The following is a 13677-nucleotide window of genomic DNA, read 5'->3' as shown; positions in this document are numbered from 1 at the left end:
TCTGCTCCGCCACAACCGTTCACCGAGCGCGGCCGAAGCGCCGCGCGAGGCTTCGACGGGCTCAGCCCGAACGGTTTGTGGTTCGAGTCAAACATGCCAACCCCTGTTGCAGCGCCCTTCCCGCCTGCTGACACATCGCGATCCATGACCAAAACACCCCGCCGCCCCTTCCGCTCCCGCGAGTGGTTTGCCGACCCCGCACGCTCGGACATGACCGCGCTCTACCTCGAACGCTTCATGAACTACGGGCTCACGCCCGAGGAGCTGCGCTCGGGCCGCCCCATCATCGGCATCGCGCAGACCGGCAGCGACCTGTCGCCCTGCAACCGCATCCATGTGGACCTGGCGCGGCGCGTGCGCGAGGGCATCCGCGACGCCGGGGGCATCCCGATGGAGTTTCCGGTGCACCCCATCTTCGAGAACTGCCGCCGCCCCACCGCCGCGCTGGACCGCAACCTGGCCTACCTGGGGCTGGTGGAGATCCTGTACGGCTACCCCATCGACGCGGTGGTGCTGACCACCGGCTGCGACAAGACGACCCCGGCCGGCATCATGGCGGCGTCCACGGTGGACATCCCGGCCATCGTGCTCTCGGGCGGCCCCATGCTGGACGGCTGGCATGACGGCGAACTGGTGGGCTCGGGCACCGTGATCTGGCGCAGCCGCCGCCAGCTGGCCGCGGGCGACATCGACGAGGAAGAATTCCTGCAGCGCGCCTGCAGTAGCGCGCCGTCGGCCGGCCACTGCAACACCATGGGCACGGCGTCCACAATGAACGCGGTGGCCGAGGCGCTGGGCCTCTCGCTGCCGGGCTGCGCCGCCATTCCGGCGCCCTACCGCGAACGCGGGCAGATGGCGTACGAGACCGGGCGGCGCATCGTGGAGATGGCCTACGAGGACCTGCGCCCCTCGCGCATCCTCACCCGCGAGAGTTTTCTCAACGCGCTGGCCGTGGTCAGCGTGGCCGGGGGCAGCAGCAACGCGCAGGTGCACATCATGGCCATGGCGCGCCACGCGGGCGTGGACCTGCGCGCCGAGGACTGGACGCAGCATGCCTACGACCTGCCCCTGCTGCTGAACATGCAGCCCGCCGGCAAATACCTGGGCGAGAGGTTCTTCCGCGCCGGGGGCGTGCCCGCGCTGATGTGGGAGCTGCAGCAGGCCGGCCGCCTGCATGCCGATGCCTTGAGCGTCACCGGCAAGGCCCTGGCCGACAACCTGCAGGGCCGCGAGACGCGCGACCGCGAGGTGATCTTCCCCTTCGACGCACCGCTGATGGAAAAAGCCGGCTTCCTGGTGCTGCACGGCAACCTCTTCGACTTCGGCATCATGAAGACATCGGTGATCTCCGAGTCCTTCCGCCAGCGCTACCTGAGCCAACCGGGCGCAGAGGGCATCTTCGAAGCACGCGCCGTGGTGTTCGAAGGCGCGGACGACTACCACGCACGCATCAACGACCCGTCGCTCGGCATCGACGAAGGCTGCATCCTGGTGATGCGCGGCGCGGGCCCCATCGGCTGGCCGGGCTCGGCCGAGGTGGTCAACATGCAGCCGCCCGACGCGCTGATCCGCCGCGGCACCAACACCCTGCCCACGCTGGGCGACGGGCGCCAGTCGGGCACGGCCGACAGCCCGTCGATTTTGAACGTCTCGCCCGAAAGCGCGGTGGGCGGGGGCCTCTCCTGGCTGCACAGCGGCGACATGGTCCGCATCGACCTGAACGCCGGCCGGTGCGACGCGCTGGTGGCCCCCGAGGAGATCGAGCGCCGCCGCCGCGAACTGCCGGCGCCGCCCATCCCCAGGAGCCAGTCGCCCTGGGAAGCGCTGTACCGAGAGAAGACCGGGCAGCTGGTGGATGGCGCGACGCTCGACTTTGCGCTGGACTACCGGCGGATTTCCGAACACACGCCGCGCCACAACCATTGAGACGCTGCGCCTGGGCGGGCGCGGCACCGATTCAGAACCCTTTTCCAAGGAACTCCCATGAGTGAAACGACAGCGGCCACAGCGGCCGGTGGGGCGGCGCGCGCCCACATTCTTCCCGACGACGGCCTGGCCGGCACCCTGGTCGGCCGCGCCTGGGTGCACGGCGCCGTGCCCGGCCCGGCGGTGGTGGCCCTGCGCACCGACGGCGTGTTCGACCTGAGCCGGCACTACCCCACCATGAGCACGCTGCTGGACACGCCCGCGCCCGCCGAGGCAGTGCGAGCCGCCGAGGGCCAGTACCTGTGCAGCGTGGACGAACTGCTGGCCAACAGCCAAACCGGCCAGCATGGCGTGCGCGACACGTCCCGCCCCTGGCTGCTGGCCCCCTGCGACCTGCAGGTGGTCAAGGCGGCTGGCGTGACCTTCGCGGCCAGCCTGATCGAGCGCGTGATCGAAGAGCAGGCGCGCGGCGACGCGGCCCGGGCCCAGGGCCTGCGCAGCCAGGTGGTGGGGCTCATCGGCGAGAGCCTGGCCGACATCCGTCCCGGTTCCGAGCAGGCGATGGCCTTGAAGGCACTGCTGCAGGACAAGGGCCTGTGGTCGCAGTACCTTGAAGTGGGCATCGGCCCCGACGCCGAGGTCTTCACCAAGGCGCCGGTGCTCGCATCGGTGGGCACGGGCGAGGAGATCGGCATCCGCGCCGATTCGGCCTGGAACAACCCGGAGCCCGAGGTGGTGCTGGCCGTCAACAGCCACGGTGCCATCGTGGGTGCCACGCTGGGCAACGACGTGAACCTGCGCGACATCGAGGGCCGCAGCGCGCTGCTGCTGGGCAAGGCCAAGGACAACAACGCCTCGTGCGCCATCGGCCCGTTCATCCGGCTGTTCGACGCCGGCTTCGGGCTGGACCAGGTGCGCAACGAGACCGTGCACCTGCGCGTGGCGGGCACCGACGGCTTCACGCTGCGGGGCATCAACACCATGGCCAGCATCAGCCGCGACCCGGCCGACCTGGTGGCCCAGACGCTGGCGGCGCACCAGTACCCGGACGGCTTCATGCTGTTTTTGGGCACGCTGTTCGCGCCCATCGAAGACCGCGACCAGCCCGGCGGCGGCTTCACCCACAAGCTGGGCGACGTGGTCACGATCCAGAGCGCCTGGCTGGGCGCGCTGCACAACACCGTGACGCACAGCGAGACGGCGCCGCCCTGGCGCTTTGGCCTGCGGGCCTTCATCGCCAACCTGGCCGCGCGCGGGCTGCTGCAGGGCGCGGCGCTCTGAGCCTTTGAAACAACGCGAGACCGGCCGACCCCGCCATCCACGGAGACAACCTCATGCTCAACACTGTCATCGACCGCTACGTCCGGGCCATCAACCTTCTCATCGCGCTGGCGCTGGCCGCCATGGTGGTGCTGGTGTTCGGCAACGTGGTGCTGCGCTACGTCTTCAACTCCGGCATCGCCGTCAGCGAGGAGCTGTCGCGCTGGCTCTTCGTGTGGATCACCTTCCTGGGCGCGGTGGCGGCCATCAAGGAGAACGCGCACCTGGGCACCGACATGCTGGTGTCGCGCCTGTCGGTGCGCGGCAAGAAAGCCTGCATGGCGCTGGGCCATGTGCTGATGCTCTACATCACCTGGCTGTTCTTCGACGGCAGCTGGCAGCAGATGAAGATCAACTGGGATGTGGAGGCCCCGGTCACCGGCGCATCGATGGCCATCTTCTATGCCTCGGGCGTGGTGTTCTCGGTGTGCGCCGGCTTCCTGCTGACGCTGCAACTGCTGCGCGTGCTGACCGGCAAGGCCAGCGAGGACGAACTGGTGATGGTCAAGGAATCCGAAGAACAGGCGGAGCTCGAAGCCCTGCAGGCTGAACTGGCGCGCGAAGATGCGGCCGCACGAGCCCTGGGCCAGGCGCCGAAGCAGCGCGGCGAGTGAGCAAGTAAGCATGCACGCACGCACAGATGGCACATCAAAAATAACGGAGACAACACATGACCGTGCTGATTTTTCTGGGGGCCCTCATCGGCACCATGGCGCTGGGCATTCCCATCGCGTATGCACTGCTGGCCGCCGGCGTCGCGCTGATGTGGCAACTCGATCTGTTCGACGCGCAGATCCTGGCGCAGAACTTCATCAATGGCGCCGACAGCTTTCCGCTGCTGGCCGTGCCCTTCTTCATGCTGGCCGGCGAGATCATGAACGTGGGCGGGCTGTCGCAGCGCATCGTGAACTTCGCGCTGGCGCTGGTGGGGCATGTGAAGGGAGGCCTGGGCTATGTGGTGATCCTGGCCGCCTGCCTGCTGTCGTCGCTGTCGGGCTCGGCCGTGGCCGATGCGGCGGCGCTCACGGCGCTGCTGCTGCCGATGATGGTCAAGGCCGGGCACAAGAAGGAGGTGTCGGGCGGGCTGATCGCGGCCTCGGGCGTCATCGGGCCCATCATTCCGCCGAGCATCGGTTTCGTGATCTTCGGCGTGGCGGCCAACGTGTCGATCAGCAAGCTGTTCATCGCGGGCATCGTGCCGGGCATCATGATCGGCGTGGGCCTGGCGGTGACCTGGTGGTGGGTGGGCCGCAAGGAGGTGCTGGCCATGCCGGAGAAGAAGACTGCAGCCGAAGTCTGGCGCACCGCGCGGGAGTCGGTGTGGGCGCTGACCTTGCCGGTGTTCATCCTGGTGGGCCTGCGCATGGGCGTGTTCACGCCGACCGAGGCCGCCGTTGTCGCAGCCGTGTACTCGCTCTTTGTCGCCAGCGTGATCTACCGCGAGCTGCCGCTGCGCGCGCTGCTGCCCATCTTCACCACCGCGGCCAAGACCACGGCCGTGGTGATGTTCCTCGTGGCGGCGGCCATGGTGTCGTCGTGGCTCATCACCGTGGCCAACCTGCCCGCGCAGATGGTGGAGCTGCTCAAGCCCTTCATGGGCAACCAGACGCTGCTGCTCATCGCGATCATGGTGCTGGTGATGCTGGTGGGCACGGCGATGGACATGACGCCCACCATCCTGATCCTGACCCCCGTGCTGATGCCCGTGATCAAGGCCGCGGGCATCGACCCGGTGTACTTCGGCGTGCTGTTCATCATCAACAATTCCATCGGCCTGGTCACGCCGCCGGTGGGCACCATCCTGAACGTGGTGGCCGGTGTGGGGCGCATGAAGATGGACGAGGTGACGCGCGGCGTGCTGCCCTTCATGGCGGCCGAGTTCGCGGTGATGTTCATCATGGTGATCTTTCCGCAGACGGTGCTGGCGCCGCTGCGATGGTTCACGGGCTGACGGCGCCCACCCCTGCCGCACAGCACTCCCACCCACTCTTCACGCCCCGCATTCCATGACACTCCGACTTGCAGGCAAGACCGCCTTCCTCACCGCCGCCGGCCAGGGCATCGGCCGCGCTACGGCGGTCGCCTTCGCGGCCCAGGGCGCGCGGGTGATCGCCACCGACATCAATGCCGCCGCGCTGGCCACCCTGCAGCACGACACCGGCTGCGAGACCCGCGTGCTGGACGTGACCCAGGCCCAGGCCGTGCGCGATGCCGCAGCGTCCGTGGGGCCGGTGGACGTGCTGTTCAACGGCGCGGGCTTTGTGCACGCGGGCAGTGTGCTCGACTGCACGGACGACGAGTGGGACTTCGCGTTCGATCTGAACGTGCGCGCGCAATTTCGCACCATCCGCGCGTTCCTGCCCGGCATGCTGGCGCGCGGCGCCGGGTCCATCATCAACGTCGCCTCGGTGGCGGGCAGTATCAAAGGGGCGCCCCGGCGGTTCGTCTACGGCACCACCAAGGCGGCGGTCGTGGGCCTGACCAAGTCGGTGGCCGCCGACTTCGTGGCCCAGGGCATCCGCTGCAATGCCATCTGCCCCGGCACCGTGATGTCGCCGTCGCTGCAGGACCGCATCACCGCGCAGGCCGCGGCCACGAGCCAGAGCCTGGCCGCCGTGGAGGCGGGCTTTGTCGAACGCCAACCCATGGGCCGCCTGGGCCGGGCCGAGGAGATCGCCGCGCTGGCGGTGTACCTGGCGAGCGACGAGTCATCGTTCACCACGGGCACCGCCCAGGTCATCGACGGCGGCTGGTCCAACTGATTTCATCTACGCTCTGCGTTTCGCGCCACCCACCATCCAACCCCTCACCACTACGAACCATGAAGCTGCTTCGCCACGGCCCCAAGGGCCAGGAAAAACCTGCACTCCTGCACACCGACGGCACGGTGCGCGACCTGAGCGGCGTGCTGCCCGACATCAGCCCCGCCAACCTGTCACCCTCTGGCCTGGCCGCGCTGGCCGCCATCGATGCCGCCACCCTGCCCGTCGTGCCCCAGGGCCGCCTGGCGGTGCCGTGGACGGGCATGCGCAAGTTCATCGCCATCGGCCTGAACTACGCCGACCACGCGGCCGAAGCCGGCATGGCCATCCCCCAGGAGCCCATCATCTTCACCAAGACCGTCGATTGCGCCGTGGGCTGCAACCACCCCGTGGTGCTGCCGCAGGGCTCGGTCAAATCCGACTGGGAGGTGGAGCTGGGCGTGGTGATCGGCACCCGCGCGCGCTATGTGAGCGAGGCGGACGCGCTGCAGCACGTGGCCGGCTACTGCACCATCAACGACATCTCCGAGCGCGAATACCAGCTCGAGCGCGGCGGCACCTGGGACAAGGGCAAGGGCTGCGACACCTTCGGCCCCATCGGCCCCTGGCTGGTGAGCGCCGACGAGGTGGGCGACCCGCAGAATCTGTCGATGTGGCTGGACGTGAACGGCGAGCGCCAGCAGACCGGCAGCACCCGCACGATGATCTTCACCGTGGCGCAGCTGGTGAGCTACCTGAGCCGCTTCATGACGCTGGAGCCCGGCGACCTGATCACCACCGGCACCCCGCCCGGCGTGGGCATGGGCAAGAAGCCCCAGGCGCAGTTCCTCAAGCCCGGCGACGTGATGCGCCTGGGCATCGAGAAGCTGGGCGAGCAGGAGCAGACCGTGTTTGCGTGGGACCCGAAGCTGATCGACGGCTAACGGGACGCGCCCCGGCGCGGAGCACGCACGGCTGCCGACAGGAGCCCACGCGCCACCGCCCCGGGGCCTTGAGACGAAAACAGCCTCCTGCGCCCGCCACCCAAGCCCTGGCAGCTATGAATTGAGGAGCATCGACACCGCCTACACCAAGGCACCGGCTCAAAATGCCAGTCCATAGCGCACCTGGACAAAATCTTCTCCGGGATTGGGCTTGCGGATGCCGCCGTTGGAGACATGGCGCACCATCAGCATCAGCTCATGCTGGCGGCGCGCGCCAAAGTTGAAGCCGATCCCCTGGTGGTCGGTGAAATTGAAGCGTGTGCTGAAGGCCTTGTGCCGCATCGCGTAGTGCCCGTCCAGCACCGAAACGCCGATGCCGCCTTCCATGAACCACGCCGAACGCCCGCCATCGAAGCGCAGCCGCAGCGTGGGCACCAGGGCCAGCTGCGTCCAGTGCCTGCGATCGGACGCCGCCGAGCCCGCAGGGACGCGCCAGTGGGCGATGTGGGCGTCCCAGTGCCCCGTCAATTCGCCGCCCAGGAAGGAACGGCGCCATTCCCATGGCAGCTGCACCCCCACCGACACCAGGCCCACATCGCTCGCGGCGCGTGCGCCGTCGATGAACATGCGCCGGGGTTCGGGGGCGGTCTGCAGCGCCGCATCCTGGGCACCCGCCGCCGTGGCGAGTGCCCCCAACACTCCCAGCAGTGCCAGGGTACGCGGCCAGGGAACGGGAGAGGGAGGACGTTGCGCCCCGCGGCATGCTGCGGTGGCGGGGGCGGGGACGGGTGGCAAGGCGGTAGAGATCGAATGCACGAAGGTACTCCGACAGGCAGCAGTGGGGCGGGATAACACGCCCTGCTCTGGCGCCGCACCCGGGTGGGCGGCAAGGGCAGCAGCGTGGCCGGCCGGCCTGCCTGCGCTTGCAGGCGTCGCCGGCACCACCAATCTACACATCAATCCCGCCGCCTGCAGGTGCTGCGGCCCCATGCGCCTGTAGGCGAACCGGCTGAGATGCCGTCGGCCGGGATGCAGCCCCCGCCCGCACCCCCGGTGGCCGGCCGGGATGCCCAGGCTCAGTGCGCCACCGTGAACCGCTGCTGCAGGTGCCGCGGCGTTTCCAGCTCATCGGCAATGGCCACGGCCAGATCGGCCACGCTGATGCCGCCGGGCTGGTCGCCGTTCATCAGCGGGGCTTCGGTGCCCAGGCGGTACTGGCCCGTGCGTTCGCCGGGAGCCAGCAGGATGGGAGGCGAGAGGAAGGTCCAGTCCAGGGTGCTTTCGGTGCGGATCCAGTGGAGTGCCTCGCGCGCGGCCAGGGCCCCCTGCTTCCATTCCGCCGGGAACTGGGGCGTGTCCACCAGTTGCACGCCGGGCGCCACGAACAGGCTGCCGGCGCCGCCCACCACGAGCAGGCGCCGCACACCCGCCTGCTTGGTGCCGTCGATGATGGCGCGGGTGCCCTTGAGGAATTGGTCATGGATGTCCGGCACGGTCCAGCCGGGGTTGTAGGCGCTCACCACCGCATCGTGGCCGGCGGCGGCCTTGGCGACCTGGGCGGCATCCTGCGCGTCGGCGGCGACGACGGTCAGGCCTTCACGCGCGGGCAGCTTGCCGGGGTTGCGGGCCAGCACGGTCACGCGGTGGCCGCGCTGCAGCAGTTCATCGAGCACGGCCGAGCCGACGAAGCCGGTGGCACCAATCAGGGCGATGTTCATGGGGAGTTCCTCGGTTCAAAGTTGCGATAGGGTGAGAATATGGGCTTGTCAAAGACCGCACTAGAGGGCTAAAAATGCCTTCACTTTGAAGACCAGCTTCACGATCAAGCAAATTCACCGATGGAAGACCTCAAACGCATGGCCGTGTTCGCCGCCGTGGTGCAGCACGGCTCGATGAGCGGCGCGGCCCGCGCACTTGGCATGAGCACCTCGGCCGTGAGCCAGCAGGTGCGCAGGCTGGAGAGCGACGGCGGCGTGACGCTGCTGCACCGCTCCACCCGCAAGCTGGCCCTCACCGAGGCGGGCCAGCGCTACCACGCGCGCTGCGCCGCCATGTGGGCCGCGGCCGAGCAGGCACGCGCCGAGCTGGCGGCGTCGCGCGATGCGCCCAGCGGCGAGCTGCGCCTTTCGGCCACCGTGGGCTTTGCCCGGCACATCGCGCCCGCGCTGGGTGAGCTGCTGGCCGCCCACCCTGCCTTGCGCCTGAGGCTGCTGGTGGACGATTCGCCCATCGACCTGATCAACGCCCGCATCGACCTGGCGGTGCGCTACGGGCGGCTGGCCGACTCCAGCTGGGCTGCCCGGCGCCTGGGCGGGATGCGGTGGTACCTGTGCGCCTCGCCCGGGTGGGTGGCCAACCATGGCGTGCCGCAGGACCCCGACGCCCTGCTGTCGCACAGCTGGCTGGGCTTTGCGCGCGAGAGCGGCGGCCTGCTGATCGATCTGCGCAGCCCCACGGGCAAACCGCGCGCGCTGCGGGTGGAGCCGCGCATCGCCAGCAACAACCAGCTGTCGATCCAGCAGATGTGCGAGGCCGGCCTGGGCCTTGCGCTCGTGGGCAGCATGGACGCACACGAGGCCTTGCAGACCGGGCAGCTGGTGCGGCTGCTGCCCGACTGGTCCTTCGGCACGCTCGACATCTGGGCCGTCACGCCCCAGCGCGACGCACAACCCGCCAAGGTGCGCCAGGCCATCGCGGCGCTGCACGGCTATCTGAGCCAGGTGCCGGGCGTCACGGATTGAGGGGCGGCCCTCGGGGCCGCCTTCGGACCCGTTCCCTGTCCTGCGGCGTGGGAGGAGGGAAAAGGAAAAAAGAAAAAGAAGACGCGGCGGCCTGGCCGCGCTGGTTTCACCGGCCCTGGCCGGCGCGCAGCACAGTGGCGGATGGCAGTGGCGTGAACGCAGCGCCCGGCATCCTTCCATCCATCATTTTTTTATCGCATCGCCCCACAAATTCCATCGTTGTGCGTGCCGCGCGGGCTGCCTACAGTCGCCTTCCGGTACCTGCTTCCACGACCTTTCTTCAACCCGACCGGAGAACGCACATGACGACCAACCCCACCACCCACTTCCCCATCGACCGCGTACTGGCCGCGTTTGAAAAGGGTGACGTGCCCACATTGCTGGACAGCATCGCCGACGACGTGGATTTCCGCATCGACCACTACCGCGACGAGGCGGACACCAGCTGGCAGGTCGCCCGCCACAAGGCCGACGTGCTGGCCGTGGTGCTGCGCCTGGGCACCGAGGTCTTTCCGCAGGGCACGAAGATCGTGCACACCCACAGCCAGCCCCTGGGCGACGACTGGGTGATCACGAAATTCCACCAGCGCTTCTTTTATGCGGTACAACAGCGCGAAGTGGAATCGCTGACCTGGATCGTGAGCCACTCGCGCAACGGCCAGCTCGACTACTTCCGCGAAACCGTCACCACCATCACCCCGACCTGACCGCGGCCCTCCGTGGCCCCCGCACCATGCTGTTTGACCTGCGCGCCCTGGGCTACTTCGTGGCGGCCTACGAAGAACGCTCCGTGACCACGGCCGCGCGCCGCTGCTTCGTGGCGCAGCCCTCGATCAGCATGGCCATCAAGGGGCTGGAGGATGCGCTCGACACCGTGCTCTTCGAGCGCAGCCGCCAGGGCCTGGCGCCCACGCCCGCCGCCCACCGCCTGTACCCGCGCGCCTGCAGCCTGCTGGCGCAGTCGAGCGCCATGGTGCGCGACTTCCGCGATGCGCCGCGCGAAACGCTGGGCGTGTTCCTGCAGGACGATCTGATGGTGGGCCCGGCCGCGCCGCTGTTCGCGCAGATTGGCGAGCTCATGCCCAACGCCCTGGTGCGGCTCACGGCCAGCGCGCAGGAGGCGCGCCTGCGCCTGGTGGCCGAGCATTGCAAGCCGTCTGGCGACACCTTCATGTCCTTGTGGCGCGAGCCCTATGTGATGCTCCTGCCCGAACAGCACCCGCTGCGTTTCAAGAAGAAATTCGGCCTGGCCGACCTGCAGGGCGTTCCACTCATCGAATGGCCGTACTGCCCCTTGCACCAGTCGTTCATCCGCCTGCTGGCCGAGCGCGGGATCGCGCTGGAGGTGCAGGCCAGCGCCGCGCGCGAAGAGCTGTTGCTGCACATGGTGGACAGCGGCCTGGGCGTGGCCGTCGTGCCGCAGTCCTACGCGGCCCACGCACGCCATTCGGTCGTGCGGCCCCTGGACGGTCCGCTGGCTTTCTCGCGCCATCTGGGCCTGGCCTGCGACGCATCGGACGCGCCCCTGCTCGCGCTGCTGGGCCGCCTCGCCTCCAGCCTCAAGACGCCACCGGACCTCTCCCGCAGCAGCGCGGCCTGAGGTGGGGCCCGCCGCTGGCACGGCAGGCAAGGTGCGGTACAAAGGGGGTTGTCCCCAGCCCACACCTGCCACCATGGTCCTTGAAATCGCCCACCTCACCGTCCGCGCCGGCCAGAATGCCGCGTTCGAGCAAGCCTTTGCCCAGGCGCAGCGGATCATCGCCTCGATGCCCGGCTACCTGTCGCACGAACTGGCCCATTGCGTGGAACGCCCGCAGGACTACGCATTGCTGGTGCGCTGGGCCACGCTCGAGGACCACGAAATCGGCTTTCGCCAGTCGGCGCCCTACCAGGAATGGAAACGGCTGCTGCACCATTTCTACGACCCGTTCCCCACGGTGGTGCATTTCACCCCGGTGGCGCTGCCGCCCTCGGCATGACCCGCGCCGCCAGCGTGTGACGGCGCCGCGACGCCTGGATGCTGCAGCGCACTATTCGGGTATTGCCTGAACATTTAGCGCACTGCACATGCCGTTCTGATCCTAGAATTTGTAAACGCGCGTTTCTTCTTTTCTGCGCGAAGGACCCATCATGAAAGCAGTGCAGCAGGACATCGACGAGCGGACCAACCTCACCAGCACCAACAAGTTCGAACTGCTGCTGTTTCGTCTGGGCACCGACAGTGCCCTGGGCAAATCCGAACTGTTCGGCATCAACGTGTTCAAGATCCGCGAGATCGTGGCCATGCCCAGCATCACGCCGATCGCGGGCACCACGCCGCATTCGCTGGGGGTCGTGAACCTGCGCGGCCAGGTGATTCCGGTGCTGGACCTGCCTTCCATCGTGGGCTGCAAGCCCCAGACGGGACTGAACATCATGCTGGTGACCGAATACGCGCGCACCACGCAGGCTTTTGCGGTGGAGTCGGTGGAAGACATCGTGCGGCTGGACTGGAAGCAGGTGCTTTCCGCCGAAACCAGCGGCGCCGCCGGCAAGCTGGTGACCAGCATTGCCCGCCTGGATGGCAACACCGACGAATCCCGCCTGGCCCAGGTGCTGGACGTGGAAGCCATCCTCCAGATGGTGTCGCCTTCGGACGGCCACGAGGTCACCGAAGAGAAGGTCGGCGCCAAGCTCAAGCTCAAGCCCGGCACCATCATCCTGGCGGCCGACGATTCGTTCGTGGCGCGCTCGCTCATCGAGCAGGAACTCAAGGTGCTGCATGCGCCCTATGAAATGGTGAAATCCGGCAAGGAAGCCTGGGACCGGCTCAACGCCATCGCCAGGAGCGCCGAAGCCGAGGGCAAGAGCGTGCTGGACCGCGTGGCCATGGTGCTGACCGACCTCGAAATGCCGGAAATGGACGGTTTCACCCTCACGCGCAACATCAAGCAGGATGCGCGCTTCCACGGGCTGCCGGTGGTCATCCACTCCTCGCTGTCCGGCTCGGCCAACGAAGACCACGTGCGCAGCGTCGGCGCCGACGGCTATGTCGCCAAGTTCGTGGCGGAAGATCTGGCGGAAACCATCCGCCGGGTGCTGCCCAAATAAACGGGAAGCAGGCCAGCTTCCCGCGCGCCCTTCGCCACGGCGTACACGCCGCGCATAAAAAGGGCGGCTCGCGCATTGCCAGCCACGCGCTTTCGCTATCAATTTTGATTTCAAAAGCCGGTGCGCCAAGGCACCAGCCCGGCACGGCATGGGATTTCGTCCTACCCGTTGCATCGGCATGCAGGTCAACCAAATGGGCCCCCCGGGCGCTACAGTGGGAGGCATTGAAAAACGCCACTCCGAAACTTGTAACACCCCGCCGGGGTGCTTTTCGGGGGCTTTACGTACAGCGCGGAACGCCCACGCCCTGTAGGGGGTCTGAACAGCATGACATACACACTCGCCCGCATCATTTCTGCCACGGTCCTGGGCGCCGTGGTGACGGGTTGCGCCACCGTACCGGGCGACCCCTATTACGAACCGACGCCGTACAGGGTCTACGAGCAGCCGGGGTACATCTACAACACCCCGTCGGTGTACTCCAGCCCGCCCCCCGTCTACCCTGCGTATTCGGCCCCGCCCTCCGTCATCTACTACGGCGGACGTGATCGCGACGACCGCTGGGAACGCGACCGCAACCGCAACGACTGGCGCGAGCGCGAGCGTGACAGAGAACGGGCCGAGCGCGACCGCGTAGCCCGGGAGCGTGAACGCGACCGCCGCGACCAGCAGGCGCGCGAGGCCGATCGCCGCAACCGGGACCGGGAGCAGGTCTTGCGAGACCAGGCGGAACGCGACCGCCGCGCCGCGGAAGACCGCCGCAACCGTGAAGCCCGCCCTGGCCGCATGGCGCCAGACAGCTACACGCCGCACCCGCTCGACTGGCGTTCACGCCAGCAGTCGAACAGCCCCGAAAAACCCTGAATGCGGCGCCGTCCCGCGCCGTCGTTCCCCCTGCCTGGCAGCCGACCGTGA

General features: G+C 68.3%; 14 protein-coding genes. 12 read left to right on the top strand and 2 right to left on the bottom strand.

Going from position 1 to position 13677, the window contains the following annotated elements; all coding sequences use genetic code 11:
- Window positions 1–144: 144 nt before the first annotated feature.
- From AC07OD_RS21780 to AC07OD_RS21755, 6 genes are read left to right on the top strand one after another with little or no spacing between them, the layout of a single operon-like run.
- On the top strand, window positions 145–1926 hold the full coding sequence (locus AC07OD_RS21780; RefSeq protein ID WP_494597995.1) for an IlvD/Edd family dehydratase: 1782 nt from the start codon (window positions 145–147) through the stop codon (window positions 1924–1926).
- Between the two features lie 57 nt (window positions 1927–1983).
- Window positions 1984–3207 (top strand): fumarylacetoacetate hydrolase family protein, encoded by a 1224-nt coding sequence (locus AC07OD_RS21775; protein WP_494597994.1) that lies wholly within the window; start codon window positions 1984–1986, stop codon window positions 3205–3207.
- Window positions 3208–3260: 53 nt separating this feature from the next.
- The gene (locus AC07OD_RS21770) at window positions 3261–3860 is read left to right on the top strand and encodes a TRAP transporter small permease (RefSeq protein ID WP_494597993.1); all 600 of its coding nucleotides are present in this window, start codon (window positions 3261–3263) and stop codon (window positions 3858–3860) included.
- Window positions 3861–3916: 56 nt separating this feature from the next.
- Window positions 3917–5197, top strand: a complete 1281-nt coding sequence (locus AC07OD_RS21765) for a TRAP transporter large permease (RefSeq protein WP_218293712.1) — start codon at window positions 3917–3919, stop codon at window positions 5195–5197.
- 55 nt (window positions 5198–5252) lie between these two features.
- Window positions 5253–6008 (top strand): SDR family oxidoreductase, encoded by a 756-nt coding sequence (locus AC07OD_RS21760; protein ID WP_494597992.1) that lies wholly within the window; start codon window positions 5253–5255, stop codon window positions 6006–6008.
- Window positions 6009–6067: 59 nt separating this feature from the next.
- Window positions 6068–6931, top strand: a complete 864-nt coding sequence (locus AC07OD_RS21755; RefSeq protein WP_494597991.1) for a fumarylacetoacetate hydrolase family protein — start codon at window positions 6068–6070, stop codon at window positions 6929–6931.
- Window positions 6932–7090: 159 nt separating this feature from the next.
- Here AC07OD_RS21755 and AC07OD_RS21750 read toward each other — a convergent pair whose 3' ends face one another.
- Both AC07OD_RS21750 and AC07OD_RS21745 read right to left on the bottom strand, forming a co-directional pair.
- Entirely contained in the window at window positions 7091–7627 is a 537-nt protein-coding gene (locus AC07OD_RS21750) for an acyloxyacyl hydrolase (RefSeq protein ID WP_255594614.1), read from the bottom strand.
- A 380-nt stretch (window positions 7628–8007) separates the two neighbouring features.
- Window positions 8008–8649, bottom strand: a complete 642-nt coding sequence (locus tag AC07OD_RS21745; protein WP_218341705.1) for an NAD(P)-dependent oxidoreductase — start codon at window positions 8647–8649, stop codon at window positions 8008–8010.
- Window positions 8650–8769: 120 nt separating this feature from the next.
- On the opposite strand from AC07OD_RS21745, the gene AC07OD_RS21740 reads away from it, so the two are divergent.
- The 6 genes from AC07OD_RS21740 (at window position 8770) to AC07OD_RS21715 (ending at window position 13626) form a co-directional block, all read left to right on the top strand.
- Window positions 8770–9672 (top strand): LysR family transcriptional regulator, encoded by a 903-nt coding sequence (locus AC07OD_RS21740; RefSeq protein ID WP_494597990.1) that lies wholly within the window; start codon window positions 8770–8772, stop codon window positions 9670–9672.
- Between the two features lie 302 nt (window positions 9673–9974).
- The gene (locus AC07OD_RS21735; protein ID WP_494597989.1) at window positions 9975–10379 is read left to right on the top strand and encodes a nuclear transport factor 2-like protein; all 405 of its coding nucleotides are present in this window, start codon (window positions 9975–9977) and stop codon (window positions 10377–10379) included.
- A 26-nt stretch (window positions 10380–10405) separates the two neighbouring features.
- Window positions 10406–11272 (top strand): LysR family transcriptional regulator, encoded by an 867-nt coding sequence (locus AC07OD_RS21730; RefSeq protein WP_218293703.1) that lies wholly within the window; start codon window positions 10406–10408, stop codon window positions 11270–11272.
- A gap of 73 nt (window positions 11273–11345) precedes the next feature.
- A complete protein-coding gene (locus tag AC07OD_RS21725; RefSeq protein WP_369641812.1) occupies window positions 11346–11651 on the top strand; it encodes an antibiotic biosynthesis monooxygenase family protein in 306 nt (101 codons plus the stop codon).
- Between the two features lie 151 nt (window positions 11652–11802).
- Window positions 11803–12762, top strand: a complete 960-nt coding sequence (locus tag AC07OD_RS21720) for a chemotaxis protein (RefSeq protein WP_218293700.1) — start codon at window positions 11803–11805, stop codon at window positions 12760–12762.
- Window positions 12763–13089: 327 nt separating this feature from the next.
- Complete coding sequence (locus AC07OD_RS21715; protein WP_494597988.1) at window positions 13090–13626, top strand: hypothetical protein; 537 nt, start codon at window positions 13090–13092, stop codon at window positions 13624–13626.
- Window positions 13627–13677: the final 51 nt, after the last annotated feature.

Source organism: Acidovorax sp. GW821-FHT10E03 (assembly GCF_059415205.1).
This window is presented reverse-complemented; position numbering and strand designations above follow the sequence as displayed.

Excerpts from the sequence above, each read along its gene's own strand:
- AC07OD_RS21780 (WP_494597995.1), top strand. The coding sequence starts at position 145 with ATGACCAAAACACCCCGCCGCCCCTTCCGCTCCCGCGAGTGGTTTGCC.
- AC07OD_RS21775 (WP_494597994.1), top strand. The coding sequence starts at position 1,984 with ATGAGTGAAACGACAGCGGCCACAGCGGCCGGTGGGGCGGCGCGCGCC.
- AC07OD_RS21770 (WP_494597993.1), top strand. The coding sequence starts at position 3,261 with ATGCTCAACACTGTCATCGACCGCTACGTCCGGGCCATCAACCTTCTC.
- AC07OD_RS21765 (WP_218293712.1), top strand. The coding sequence starts at position 3,917 with ATGACCGTGCTGATTTTTCTGGGGGCCCTCATCGGCACCATGGCGCTG.
- AC07OD_RS21760 (WP_494597992.1), top strand. The coding sequence starts at position 5,253 with ATGACACTCCGACTTGCAGGCAAGACCGCCTTCCTCACCGCCGCCGGC.
- AC07OD_RS21755 (WP_494597991.1), top strand. The coding sequence starts at position 6,068 with ATGAAGCTGCTTCGCCACGGCCCCAAGGGCCAGGAAAAACCTGCACTC.
- AC07OD_RS21745 (WP_218341705.1), bottom strand. The coding sequence starts at position 8,649 with ATGAACATCGCCCTGATTGGTGCCACCGGCTTCGTCGGCTCGGCCGTG.
- AC07OD_RS21740 (WP_494597990.1), top strand. The coding sequence starts at position 8,770 with ATGGAAGACCTCAAACGCATGGCCGTGTTCGCCGCCGTGGTGCAGCAC.
- AC07OD_RS21735 (WP_494597989.1), top strand. The coding sequence starts at position 9,975 with ATGACGACCAACCCCACCACCCACTTCCCCATCGACCGCGTACTGGCC.
- AC07OD_RS21730 (WP_218293703.1), top strand. The coding sequence starts at position 10,406 with ATGCTGTTTGACCTGCGCGCCCTGGGCTACTTCGTGGCGGCCTACGAA.
- AC07OD_RS21725 (WP_369641812.1), top strand. The coding sequence starts at position 11,346 with ATGGTCCTTGAAATCGCCCACCTCACCGTCCGCGCCGGCCAGAATGCC.
- AC07OD_RS21720 (WP_218293700.1), top strand. The coding sequence starts at position 11,803 with ATGAAAGCAGTGCAGCAGGACATCGACGAGCGGACCAACCTCACCAGC.
- AC07OD_RS21715 (WP_494597988.1), top strand. The coding sequence starts at position 13,090 with ATGACATACACACTCGCCCGCATCATTTCTGCCACGGTCCTGGGCGCC.